11 protein-coding genes and 1 pseudogene are annotated in these 11,896 nt (G+C 73.6%); 8 read left to right on the forward strand and 4 right to left on the reverse strand.

Annotation, left to right across the window (positions count from 1 at the left end):
* The 7 genes from IE98_RS0140590 to IE98_RS0140620 all read left to right on the forward strand — a co-directional run.
* Window positions 1-2,238, forward strand: a 2,238-nt coding sequence (locus IE98_RS0140590) for a hypothetical protein (protein ID WP_030277651.1), incomplete at its 5' end; no start/stop codon positions are given.
* 11 nt (window positions 2,239-2,249) lie between these two features.
* The gene (locus tag IE98_RS0140595) at window positions 2,250-2,699 is read left to right on the forward strand and encodes a hypothetical protein (RefSeq protein ID WP_030277653.1); all 450 of its coding nucleotides are present in this window, start codon (window positions 2,250-2,252) and stop codon (window positions 2,697-2,699) included.
* A 79-nt stretch (window positions 2,700-2,778) separates the two neighbouring features.
* Complete coding sequence (locus tag IE98_RS51740; protein ID WP_030277655.1) at window positions 2,779-5,115, forward strand: hypothetical protein; 2,337 nt, start codon at window positions 2,779-2,781, stop codon at window positions 5,113-5,115.
* Window positions 5,116-5,172: 57 nt separating this feature from the next.
* Window positions 5,173-5,319, forward strand: a complete 147-nt coding sequence (locus IE98_RS49885; RefSeq protein WP_159401239.1) for a hypothetical protein — start codon at window positions 5,173-5,175, stop codon at window positions 5,317-5,319.
* A 68-nt stretch (window positions 5,320-5,387) separates the two neighbouring features.
* Window positions 5,388-5,888 carry a hypothetical protein gene (locus IE98_RS0140610; protein ID WP_030277656.1) on the forward strand — a complete coding sequence of 167 codons (501 nt, stop codon included), beginning with the start codon at window positions 5,388-5,390 and terminating at the stop codon, window positions 5,886-5,888.
* A 43-nt stretch (window positions 5,889-5,931) separates the two neighbouring features.
* The gene (locus IE98_RS0140615; RefSeq protein ID WP_043176295.1) at window positions 5,932-6,321 is read left to right on the forward strand and encodes an RRQRL motif-containing zinc-binding protein; all 390 of its coding nucleotides are present in this window, start codon (window positions 5,932-5,934) and stop codon (window positions 6,319-6,321) included.
* 102 nt (window positions 6,322-6,423) lie between these two features.
* Entirely contained in the window at window positions 6,424-6,963 is a 540-nt protein-coding gene (locus tag IE98_RS0140620; protein WP_052391597.1) for a hypothetical protein, read from the forward strand.
* A 1,072-nt stretch (window positions 6,964-8,035) separates the two neighbouring features.
* Here the strand turns inward: IE98_RS0140620 and IE98_RS0140625 are convergent.
* The 4 genes from IE98_RS0140625 to IE98_RS0140640 all read right to left on the reverse strand — a co-directional run bounded on the left by IE98_RS0140625 (window position 8,036) and on the right by IE98_RS0140640 (window position 11,147).
* Window positions 8,036-8,263, reverse strand: a complete 228-nt coding sequence (locus IE98_RS0140625) for a hypothetical protein (RefSeq protein ID WP_159401240.1) — start codon at window positions 8,261-8,263, stop codon at window positions 8,036-8,038.
* Between the two features lie 407 nt (window positions 8,264-8,670).
* Complete coding sequence (locus IE98_RS0140630) at window positions 8,671-9,279, reverse strand: hypothetical protein (protein WP_159401241.1); 609 nt, start codon at window positions 9,277-9,279, stop codon at window positions 8,671-8,673.
* Between the two features lie 273 nt (window positions 9,280-9,552).
* Complete coding sequence (locus tag IE98_RS0140635) at window positions 9,553-10,377, reverse strand: hypothetical protein (protein ID WP_030277663.1); 825 nt, start codon at window positions 10,375-10,377, stop codon at window positions 9,553-9,555.
* Window positions 10,377-11,147, reverse strand: coding sequence for a ParA family protein (locus IE98_RS0140640; protein WP_234443885.1), 771 nt, complete (start codon window positions 11,145-11,147; stop codon window positions 10,377-10,379). Before IE98_RS0140640 ends, IE98_RS0140635 begins: the two co-directional genes overlap by 1 nt.
* A gap of 335 nt (window positions 11,148-11,482) precedes the next feature.
* Between IE98_RS0140640 and IE98_RS49890 the strand changes: the two are divergent.
* Window positions 11,483-11,896, forward strand: a pseudogene (locus tag IE98_RS49890) (hypothetical protein); the annotation flags it as partial.

An 11,896-nucleotide genomic window follows, 5' to 3' on the forward strand; every position in this document is an offset into this window, starting at 1 on the left:
GCTCCGGAGAGTCCGGACGCCGGGGCCGAGCCCGTCTCCGGGCGCAGTCGCCGGTCGGCCGCGGACTCCCTCGCCGAGGCCGTCCCGGCCGCCGGCCCGGACGCCGACACGATCGAGCTGCCGCCCCTGCCCCGCCCCGGCCACGTCCCCGCGACCTTCCGGTCGGAGGGCCTGGCTGAGGAGGACCTGGGCGAGGAGTACGAGGACTGGGACGAGTACGAGGAGGACAGCGAACCGGCGCGCGGCGGCAGCGCGCTGGGTCTGGGCGCGCTGCTGGCCATCGCGCTGGCCGCGCTGCGCGGCACGGCCACCCTGGTCTCCGACTGGCGCACTCGCCGCCTGGCGCGGGAGGCCGAACAGGCCGACTGGCGCGAGGCCCGGATCAAGCGCCGCGTGGCCGAGGAGAACGCCCGCGCCAAGTCCATCCCCACCAGTGGCGAGTACGGCCGCCAGGCCCTCCAGAACGCCCGTACGGCCGCTGGCGGCTCCGGGGGCTCCGGTGGTCCGGGCCGCTCCGGACGGGGCGGCAGCGGCCCCTCCGGCGGCCCGGACGGGGGCCGCAGGCCCGGCAGCCAGGCGCAGCCCGGCAAGCAGCCCCTCGGCCCCGCCAAGGACGGCCCGAAGCCGCAGGCCAAGGGCGGCGACGGAAAGGCCGGCGGAACCGGCCCGGCCGGGAAGGGCGGGGGCGCCGGGTCCGGCGGGAAGGACGGAAAGGCGTCGAGCGGCGTCCGCGCCCCGGGCAAGGGCGCCGGGGGGAAGACCGGCTCCGGGACGCTCGGCAAGCTCGGGGACCGCAAGGCCGCCAAGGCCGAGGAGAAGGCCGCCAAGGACAAGGCGAAGACGGACAAGGCCGACAGTTCGGGCGAGGCCGGGGGCAAGAAGGGCGCCGTCGACTCCGGGTCCGGCAAGTCCGCGAAGAAGGGCGGCGGGAAGGGCGGCGGCGGGGGCAAGGCGGGCACCAAGGCGAGTCTCAAGAAGGCCGCGAAGAAGGCCGCCGAAGCCGACGCCGACGCCACCGAAGCGAAGCCCGACGCCACCGAAACGGCCGCCAAGGCGACCGAAGCGACCGGGGCGGGCAAGAAGCCGCGGGCGTGGACGCGCCTGCGCAAGCGGCGCGCCGCACGCAAGGCGGCCCGCGCCGCGAAGGCCGCCGCCGAAGCCTCCGGCGGTGCCACCGAAGCGGACACCGGCGTGACCGAAGCGACCGGGGCGGCCGCCGAAGCCGGGGGCCGAGGGCGTGGGCGCCGGCTGCGCGAGCGGCTGCGCCGGGCCCGCGCCCGCCGCCGTGGCCGGTCGACTCCGCCGTCCGGGTCGGGGCCGACCTGGTCCGGCTCGCCGGACGACGGGCCGCCGCCCCCGCCCCGCTGGCGCAGCCGGCGCGGTGCCGGAGCGGACGCCGCCGACGCCGAAGCCGCGGGGGCGGCTGCGGAGAAGGTGGTGATCACGGTCGAGCACCTGGGCCGCGAGGCCAAGCGGCGGCGCCGGGAAGCACGGGCGGCGGGCGCGGTCACCACCGGGCCCGGCCGCCTGCCCCGGGCCCCCGAGCGGGCCGCCGGTCCCCGGCCCGGCACCCGACGTCCCCGGCCGATGCCGCCGGTGGTCGTGCCGACCCCGGCCGCGCCGCCCGCCGCTGCGGCCGGGCCGGTCGCGGTCGACGTCGTGGTCCAGGTCGAGCCCTCTCCGGCCCCGCCGGTCGTGGTCCTGGCCAAGGCCGTGCCCGCCGCCGTCGTCACCGCCCGTCCCGCGGCCGCCGCCCCGGCGGTCGCGGCCAGCACCAGCACCGAGGAGGCGCGCGTGAGCGCCCCGGCCCGCATTCCCGCCGCTCGTCGGTCGGCTCCCGCCGGGGTCGCCGCCGAGCACCTGACCGAGATCACCCTGGACGACGTCCTGACCAACCTGGCCACCAGCAAGGTCCGGTGCCTGCGCACGTACGACGAGTGCGCCCACCTCGCGGACGGGGCCCTGCAGCTCCAGCGCGACCTGGACGCCCTGGCCGCGGACCTCGCCGAGAGGCACAACGTGATCGGCGACCTCACCAGCCGGGCGATGGACTGGCTGTCGGAGTCGATGGGCCTGCTGGCCGCCAAGGCCGAGGAGATGCGCACCAACAGCCTGCGGGCCGCAGAGCTGGTCGAGATCGCCCACGACGACATGCACGACGCCTACCGCCCGATCCAGGACGCCGCCGCCCAGGCCGGGCTGGCGATGCCCTCCGCCCGCATCCACAACGAGAGCTGAGAGGACCGACCGTGAGCGACATCGTCCCCCGCCCCACCGCCCACCCGGCCGCCGCCGACACGGCCGCCGACACCGCACTGTCCCCCGGCGCCGGCGACCTGAGCTTCATCGGCCTCGCCCTCCGGGTCCTCACCTTCACCCGGGCCGCGCACCGGCTCACCGAGCAGCTCGGCGAGCTGCGCGACCAGATGGAGCGCGACGCCGACGAAGGCGAGCGCCTGGCCGAGCAGGCCGGCCTCGCCGAGGTCGACCCGCGCTTCCTCTCCCAGATGGCCGAGTCGGCCGCCGCGCTGCGCGCGGTCGCCGAGGCGTCCGGCCAGACCCGCCACGCCGCCGACCTGATGGCCATGGCCGCCCAGGACGTCAACGACAGCCACGAGGCCGAGTACCGCGGCGTCTACGAGGCCGTCCAGGCGTCCGGCGCCCAGCAGCCCAAGCCCGGTTTCCTGCGCACCCACTGACCGCCCGCCAGCCGGGCCCGCCCACCCCGGGCGGGCCCGGCACCCCCTGCCCCGCACCACCGGCCCGAGAGAGGGACACATGGCCACCGACACCGCCCCCGCCACCGACACCGCGACCGAGGAGGCCGCCCGGCCCGCCCTCGCGCCACTCCCCCCGGCCGCCGCCCGCCGCATGGCCATCGCCGAGCGGGTCCTGTACGGCGCGGGCGGCGTCCTGGCCGCCGTCGGCCCGCACACCCACGTTGTCCCCCTGCACGTCGCCGTCCTGGGCGCCGGGGCCGGCACCCTGGCGGTCCTGTGGTCGCGCACCAAGGGCTCGGCGGCCGACCTGTGGCTGTCCTGCACCCGGGCGCTGCCCACCCTGGGCCTGACCGGCACCTACGCCGCGGGCCTGTTCCACCCGGGCTCGGCCTGGTGGGAGTACGTCGCGCCGCTCGCCGTCGCCGCCGCCTCCGCCGTCACCACGCCGTTCACCCGCGCCCGCGGCGTCGAGCACCACGCCGTCGCCGCCGCCGCCGAGGGCCACCAGGAGCCGGACGCGGAGGAGTTCGACCCGAGCTACTTCGGGGGCCTGCGGCGGCTGTGGGCCGAGGCCAAGGCCACCGGAGCCACGGAGCTGGTCGACCTGGTCCAGGACGACCCGGGCCGCCCCGACTTCCGCGCCGTCATCCTCGCCCCAGCCGGGGAGACGGTGCCCAGCAGCGTCAGCCCGCACGCGGTCGCCGGCGTCTTCGACGTCCCGGTCGAGGCCGTCACCATCGCCCCGATCCCCGGCAGCGGGCCGGGCCGCCTGGCCCTGACCGTCGCCCCGACCGTCGCCGCCGAGCAGGCACCGGAGATGGACGACGTGCGCACGCTGTGGGCCGAGAAGGTCTCCGGCCCCGGCGGCGCCGCCCCCGGCATGCAGATGGTCGACTACCGGCTGGACGCCGACCGCCTGGTGGTCCTGGTCGAGGCCGACGAGGGCATGCCGATCAAGCTGCCCAAGGTGGCGATCACCCGCGCGATGAAGGCCGCCGACCCCGACCTGGTGATGATCGAGACCGACGGGATGAGCACCGGCGTGGTCACGTTCTACCGGCAGCACCCGCTGATCAGCATCCGCGAGGCCACCGTCACCGACCTGACGATGCAGCCGGACGGCACGGTCGTCATCGGCCTGCAGCACGACGGCCGCCCCTTCCGAATGCACCTGTACCGCCCCGAGCTGGGGGCGCTGACCGACCTGTTCGTCGGCGCGCCCGGCGCGGGCAAGAGCGTGGCGCTGCTGACCGTGCTGGCCGCCGAGCGCATCAGCGGCATCGTCTCCATCGTCGCCGACGCCCAGAACGGCATGTCGCTCCCGGAGGCCAACGGCCGCGTCGCGCACTTCGGGGCCGGCCGCGCCGCCCTCGGCGCGACGCTCTCCGCGTACTGCGCCGTCATGGACTACCGCGAGCAGGTCAGCTCCGCCAACGGGTGGGGATCGTTCAGCATCGGCGAACCCTGGCCGCTGCTGAACGCGACGCTGGACGAGATCAACAAGGTGCTCGGGGCCGATGAGGTCGGCGTGCACCCGGACTTCCGCAAGTGGGTCGCGGGCATGATCGGCCGGGGCCAGCTCACCGGCCGCAAGGTCGGCATGGGCATGAGGTTCGCGGGACAGAGCATCCACTTGGCCGACCTCGCCGACAGCGAGAAGATCCGCGCCAACGCCAAGCAGGGCCTGGTCTGGATGGGGAGGGTGAACAGCTCGATGACCCAGCGGATGGCCACCGACATGGTCGGCGCGGCGGTCGCAGCGACCATCGTCCCGATCCCGCCCACCTTCGGCGGCGGCGGCTTCGCCGGGGTCATGGCGGCCTGGCGCGGCGAGAGCGTCGCCTCCGGCCCCGTCACCGCAGGCTGCGCCTGGGCGATCCAGGAGGGCCAGGCCGTCCTGACCCGGATCTTCCGCGCGAACAAGGTCAACAAGACCTACCCGCACCTGATCGCCTTGCTGGAGTCCGCCCCGATCGCGCGGCTCACCCCCGCCGAGCAGAAGGTGTTCGACGCGGAGTACGCCCAGGCCCTGCCCTACGCCGAGCTGCTCCTGGAGCACGGCAACGCCGCCTTCGAGGAGCCGAAGGAGGGCAAGGAGGGCGGCAGCCGGCGCTCCCGCCGCAGCGCCCCGACGGGCCCGACAGGCGCGGCCGTCCCGGCCGTCCCGGCCAGCGCCGCGCCGAGCCTGCGCGAGCAGATCATCGGCCACCTGGCCGCCGCCGGGGCCCCGATGCGCACCCGCGACATCCGCCAGGCCGTCGGCGTCGGCACCCCCGACGGCCCGGCCGCCGGGTCCGTCGACACCCTCCTGGGCCGCATGCGCGACGAGGGCTTGGTCGTCAACATCGGGCACGGCTCCTGGGGCCTCGCCCCCGAGGGCACCCCGTCCGAGTAGGCCAAATCCGCCCCCCTCCCGGGCCCAGGAACGCCATCCTGGGCCCGGGAGGAACGGATGGACTTCGAGTACGACTGCTGGCGCTGCTGGGAGACGAACGCCGTCTACGGCGAACCGCGAGGGTTCCTCAACGTCTGGTACCAACTGCCGGCCGAGTGGACCTGCTACTGCTGCGGCGCCATCAACATCACGCCCGACGACTGACCCTGATCCACACACATCCCGAGGCCCGGAGGCTACCTCCGGGCCTCTTCCGTTCCCCGGAGGACACCATGCAGGACTTCACCGCCCGCCCGATGACCGACACCGAGGCCGCGGACCTGGCCGCCCGGCTCATCGCGGACGCCTACCGGCCCGAGCACACCGGCGGCCAGCAGCTCGCCGCCACCTCCTACCGCGACCTCGCTCCCCTGCCCGAGGTCGGCCCGACCCCGCCCGCCGTGCTGCCCGACAGCCGCACCGTCCCGCAGTGGGCGACCGGGATCGCCGTCGCCTCCCTCGGCGTCGGCCTCGGCTCCACCGGCCTCGGCGCCGCCGCCTGGCTCGTGTGCGACGGCCTCTCGGCGGTCAGCCTGACCGGCGTCCTCGCCATCCTCGCCCCGTTCGCCGGCCTGGCCGTCGCCGTCCTCGCCGCCGGCGCCGCCTGGTCCAAGGCCCGGGCCGCCGCCCCGCCTGCGACCACGAACGTCTACCAGGGCCAGGTGACCCAGCGGACCGACGTCACCGCCCACGTGCGCGGGATGTTCGCGCGCAACAACCAGATCACCGGCTGACCGTCCGACACCCACCGTCCGAGCAGACAGGAGAGACACCGCCGTGCGCGCACCCGACCTCGACCCCACCGGCGAGCACCACGGCATCCCCACCTGGCCGTGGCGATTCGCCCCCGACCCCACCCTGCGCACCCGCCGCCAGCTCCGCGCAGCCGGCCTGCGCCCCGGCGGCCAGGAACCCGCCGCCCAGGTCGTCTGCCGCCGCGGGAAGCGGATCGCCTACCTCTACCGCCTCGACCAGGCCCTGCCCATCCGGCCGATGACCCCCGGCCGGGTCGCCGCCCTCGACCGCGCCATGGCCGCCCGACAGACCTGCCCGGTGTGCCGCACCCGCTACAGCCACTGCCTCCCACTGCGCACCCTCGGCTCCTGCCTTCCGTGCTCGGAGCTCACCGACGACGAGCGCGACCAGCTCGCCGCCCTCATTGCCTGACCGCATCAGGCACCAGCACTGCGCACCACCACGTCCCGCCGCTGCGCGCCTGCGCAGGACCGAACGCCCGCCCAGCACACCCACCAACCGAAGGAGCACGCCATGCAGGACACCCTCATTACCCCGGTCACCCTGGACGGCTTCACCGGCACCGACCGCGCCACCGACGCCGAGCACTTCCACCACCGCGCGGTCGCCGGAACCGGCAGCCTGAACGACATCGCCACCATCGACGTCCTCACCCGCTACAACCTGCTGCGCCCCCGCCTCGCCGCCGAGTTGCACGCCCGCCAGGAGCGCGACCAGGCGCTGCGCCTGGTCGAGGAGCGCTGGGAGGCACTGTCCACCGCCCCGGCCTGGCTCGCCGCCCACCACGCCTACGTCGTCGCGGTCGCCGACGCCCGGATCTGCATCGACATCTGGCGCGACCGCGCCGAGGCCGCCGCCGAGGTTCGCTTCATCGCCGACGGCCTGGCGGAGATCGCGGTGTACGAGCGGATCCTGGACGCCGGACACCCGGCGGTCGTCCCCCTCCCGGACAACACCCGGCAGACCGCGCAGATGCTGCTCGCCAACCTGGAGCAGGCCCACGCCTACCGCGGCCGACTGACCGCCGAGACCCTGGCCGTCGTAGCCGGCTGACCGGCCGACAGCGACGCCGGAGCCAGGACTAGTGGCTCCGGCGCCCACCCAGCACCGTAGAGGGCCCCGGCCCTGCCCCCAGAGAACGGGGGCAGGGCCGGGGCCCTTTTTGCGTTTTCGGCCCGGGTGTTGGCCTCCCGGACGTTCCCCGTAGGCACCACCGCAGCCACCACCGCAGATGCGCCCGCAGGTGCCACCGCAGCCACCACCGCAGGTACCCCGCCGTCTCCGCCGATCGTCCGGTGTTTCCGCAGCTTGGAGGCGGTTTTCAAGGCGCCAACAATTCAGACAACCCCTTCTGTCTGTCCCTCTCCCCTTGGCTGGCTGGTGTGGTGGTGCGGTTTGGGTGACGGTCCGGACGGCAGGGGTTCCCACCCTGCCGGGGGCTGGTGGTGTGGTGAGCGCCCGGCGGTGCCGCGCGCCGTGTGGCGGCCAGGCCGCCCGCGTCCGGCGGGCCCCCGGACGTCGCGGACGGCGGCCGTCGGCACCCGTCCGGGGCCGGTTGCCTCTGAGCTTGCTTCTGGGGTTGCTACTTGGGCTTGCTACTCGGGGTTGCTGCTGGGCTTGCTACTTGGGCTTGCTCCAGACCGATCCTCGGCGACAGGCATCTGTGCAGCTCGGAGCCCGTTTGTCCATAGGTTGGTGAGGGCCGACTACTTCTCCTGGGCCCCTGCGGCGCCGGTGAAGTCCCAGTGCCCGGGGCCGTTGCAGGAGCAGGTGAGTCGGCGCGCGGAACAGGAGCGGGGACGAGATCCCGACCACCTGGTGCCGCGCGCCGATGGCGTGAGGGAATCTCCGCGCGGCGGCCCGCCGGCCGCACCACGACCCCGCCGCTGCGCACCTGCGCAGCACCGGTGCGCGCCCGCCAGGCCGTGTGCGGCACCGGTGCGCACCTGCGCAACGCCCGGTGCGCACGCACGAACACGGCTGCGCAGCTGCGCACCAGCAACGCCAGAAGCCGGCACCCCCGGGTGGGGGGTGCCGGCTTCTGTGCTTTCTCAGAGCCCCAGCAGCCTATCGCCGGTCAGGGCACGTCGAAGCCGCCTGCGCAGCCGGCCTCGATCTGGATCGGCTACCGCCACTGGAGGTGCGCGGCGACGAAGGCCGCCACTCCCAGCACGACGCTGGCTCCGACGCTGCCCAGCACCTGGGCCAGGACGCTCCCGCTCAGCCGCTGCGGGTCCCGCCACGGCGGAAGGCCGGCACGACGCCGCCTCTCACCGGTGGGCTGTGCCCGCCGCTCGATGCCGTCCCACCCCGCCGCGCTCTCCGTCCCACCGCGCGGCACCATCTCGTCCACGGCACTCTCCTTCGTCTCGTACGCCGTGATGAACAAGGCGAACCCCAAGGAGGCGGAGTGCAGGCACACAAGGTGCCGACGCCGCTCCTGGCGGTCCGTGGTGCCGCACAGTAGGCATCCAGGAACGCCAATCAAGCCCCTGTCCCGGCCCAGTATCGACGGTGCTGCGCAGCCTGGCTGCGGGTGCGCATACACCGCTCATAGCGCCGGTCAAGGCCCACCGAGCAGCGGAAACGAAGCGCGCACGCAGGCGGTTGCCCTCACCGCTTGCGCAGCCCCGTGGCTCTCCCGCGCGTTCAGGTACCAGCCCCGCCTGCGCACCTGCTCCGGGGCGCGGTGCGCACCGGCGCATCTTCGGGCCGACAACGCCGAGCGGGGTGATGATCAATACCCCCCGGGGACGGCAGCTACCGGCTTCTCGTTACCGAGCTAACCCTGGCGTAGGCCCGCACAGAGTCGGCCTGCGATCGGCGCCACTGGTGTGGAGTGTCCTGAGCAGAGCAGTCGAGGGTGAACGTGACCGGAATCTGCGTCATGATCGACCGCTCTACAGCGACATCGACCGTGAAGGTCCCCTTCGCCGCGACCGGGCCTACCTGGGTGCTGGGCGCGAGATCGTCCCCGTCCGTCCAGACACCGAGAACTCCGTTGCCGCTGGCCGCGACCGTGATGGTGGCCAGTGCCGGGCCGGTGGTCTGGGTGAACTCGAACCTCGTGACACGCCACTGGTTGGGGGCGCCATGGGTTGCCCCCCTGTGCTTGATCTCGAACTGAGGCCCCCGGGCCTCTACTCGTTCGGCGTCCTCGGCATCGAGCTGGCGGCGCATCAGTGCGACCTGCTCCTCCGCCGCCTTCACCTGCTGTTCGGCGGCGACAGCCTGCCTCGCCGCGAGGACGGCGGCAGCGTCCGCGGTGGCCGCCTGCCGTTTCGCGATCCGGGCCTGCCAGATCGCGATACCTGCTCCCGCCCCACTGATGGCTGCGGCCGCGACAGCTGTGGTCAGATTCCAGTCCACCACGCCTCCCCTTCCGGCCGGCGGGGGTCGCTGGCCGGGCCGCAGCCTACTTGTTGAGACCGCGGACCGGCGGCTGTCACAGCCCCGGGCCATGAGCCCGCACGGTTGCGCCGCCGGCTCAGCTGCATGCCTTCCGCACGCGCAGGTGTGAACGCCGCCCGCCCGCTGCGCCCGCTCCGAGCCGCGGCGCGCACCTACCTGCCGGAGCGGACAACAGCGAGCGGGGTGCCGACGACTGTCGGCACCCCGCTCGGCGCTTTCGGGCGTGGTCGGCTATGCGTCCGTTCCGCCGACGTGGCCCCGCAGACGCCGGCGGATCTGCCCGGCGTCGTCGTAGCCGGCCTGTACCGCCTCGCGCAGCCCGGGATCCTGCCGCAGTGCCTCCGCCACCGCCGCCGGGGTCAGAGTCCTCTGTGCCCGTCGCAGAGTCTCCAGGGCCTCCGTCACCTGCTGGACCGTGGAATGTGCTTCGTCGACGAGTTCGGCCTCCAGGATCTCGGCCTCGACCAGGTCCACGCCTTGGTCCCGCTTGGGGCCCAGGTTGAGCTTGTCGCGGAGCTCCGTGAGCTTCTTCGCGGTGAGCTTGCCCGGAGCGGTCCGCGCAGACTCCAGCAGCATGCAGGCCGCCTCCGGGCTGTGCTGGCGGATCACCGTGGCCAGCACCCGCTGCTGCCCCTCCGGCGGGACCGTTTCCACAATTGTGGAAACGGCGGACATCACCAAGATCGTGTCCATCATCTGGTAGGCCCGCGAGAGGCTGTAGCCCCAGCGCTGCTCCACGTACTCCCGGAAGCTGCCGAATCCGGTGGCCTCATACAGCTTCTGGTCGCGGATCAGCTCCAGCGCCTGGCCCACCTGCATGTCATGGCGCGCCTTCGCAGCCCGGATCGTCTCCGCCGCCCCCTGCCGAGCGCCCTCGATCAGCGCCTCCAGCGAGGACAGGCGCTGCGCCGGCTCCGCGCCGAGCGTCGCCGGGTCGAGCTGCCGCGGCACACGCACCGCATCGCGCACCGCGACCGTGCCGGCCTTGCTGGTGCGCCCCCGCAGCTGATCCGCCACCGCCGGGTCGACACCCTTCACCGCAAACGTCTTCGCCATCACGCCACCAGCCCGCTGGCCTTGGCCAGGTCACGGAACAGCCGAGCGACGTCGCTCTTGGGCGCGTACTGGGTGATGGTCAGCCGCTGGTTACGAGCCTCGGCCAGTATCGACCTGATCGGCACCTCCGCCAGCGCCGGCACACCCGCGCCCTTCAGCTGCTCCATCACCGCCGAGTTGATCGCCGACAGGGGCAGGATCACCCGGTTGATGATCAGCCCCCGCACCGTCGGCGCCGGATGCTCCAGCTCATCGGCCAGGGTCTGCATCTGCCCCAGCAGCAGCGACAGCGCCTCGATGGAGAACTCGTCCACGTCCACCGGGATCACGATGCTCCCGGCCGCGTACAGGGCCGCGTCGGTGTCGACGTCCAGGCCCGGACGGCAGTCGATCAGGCAAACGTCGAAGGCGTCGTCCAGGTGCCGCAGCACCCGGCGCAGCCGCTCGTGCGCCGCCCGCTCGCTGTGCAGCTTCCGCGGCAGGCTGAACATGTCCAGGCTGCTCGGGATCACGTACAGGCCGTCGGAGTGCTGATGCACCAGGGCCCGCGCGTCCTCGGCCGTGCAGCCGTTCAGCATCGCCGTCGTCAGCGTCAGCTCGCCCGACAGCCGGTCGACGCCGAGCGCCGACGTCAGGTTGCCCTGCGGGTCCAGGTCCACCAGCAGGGTGCGCCGACCGTACTCCGCGAGCGCCCCGCCGAGATTGATCGTGTCTGTGGTCTTCCCGACGCCGCCCTTCTGGTTCAGGACTGCCACGGTCTCCATCGTCATGCCCGTGAGGGTAGCGCCCCAGCACACGGGCGCCCCGCACCCCTGCCCTGATCCGGCATGGCGCCCGAAGACGATCACCGTCGCCCCAGCGTCGCAGGAATCACTTTCCATTAAACGCAAATATCGCAAGTGATATGCATTGTTTGCGAGCCGATACCCACGATCCCCTGAAGTGAATTCCCCGCAATGGATAGCTGCCCACGATCCGCGCGATGGTCTACCACCTGCTCAATGTAAACGAATTCAAAGGATTCCCAATCCAGCCCCTATCCCCCAGCTACAGACCGGCAAGCCCCGCACCACCAGCAGATCCGCAGATACCTTACGATCACCCCATGGCAATCGACACGCGAGGAATCGAAGAAGCGCCGGCCGTCTGCGCCTGGCCCGGCTGCGGCACACCGCTGCGCCGCGGAGGCCCCGGACGTCAGCCCGACTACTGCTCCCGCGCATGCTCCGCGAAGGCCTACCGCCAGCGGCGCATCCAGGCCCAGGACGCAGCCCTTGCAGCCGCCTCTGATTCATCACGTGAGCCATCAAGTTTCGCGCTCACCCACCCCGAAGCCGCCGAACTCGTCCGCCTCGGCGTCACCGTCGAACGGGTCGCCCGCACGCTCGCCGAGACGCTCGCCACCGCCGATGACACCCCTGCCGACCACATGGCCCGCAGGATCCACACCGCAGCACTCGAACGCGCCACAGCGGCTCTGCTGGCCCAGGCCCGCCGTGCGCTCGCCGCGCCAGCCCCC

It is taken from the genome of Streptomyces sp. NRRL B-24484 (assembly GCF_000717715.1).
Classification (GTDB): Bacteria; Actinomycetota; Actinomycetes; order Streptomycetales; family Streptomycetaceae; genus Kitasatospora.

Bases quoted from the DNA above. Each gene is read 5' to 3' on its own strand.
- IE98_RS51740 (WP_030277655.1), top strand. From the start codon at position 2,779: ATGGCCACCGACACCGCCCCCGCCACCGACACCGCGACCGAGGAGGCC.
- IE98_RS0140635 (WP_030277663.1), bottom strand. From the start codon at position 10,377: ATGGCGAAGACGTTTGCGGTGAAGGGTGTCGACCCGGCGGTGGCGGAT.
- IE98_RS0140620 (WP_052391597.1), top strand. From the start codon at position 6,424: ATGCAGGACACCCTCATTACCCCGGTCACCCTGGACGGCTTCACCGGC.
- IE98_RS0140610 (WP_030277656.1), top strand. From the start codon at position 5,388: ATGCAGGACTTCACCGCCCGCCCGATGACCGACACCGAGGCCGCGGAC.
- IE98_RS49885 (WP_159401239.1), top strand. From the start codon at position 5,173: ATGGACTTCGAGTACGACTGCTGGCGCTGCTGGGAGACGAACGCCGTC.
- IE98_RS0140640 (WP_234443885.1), bottom strand. From the start codon at position 11,147: ATGACGATGGAGACCGTGGCAGTCCTGAACCAGAAGGGCGGCGTCGGG.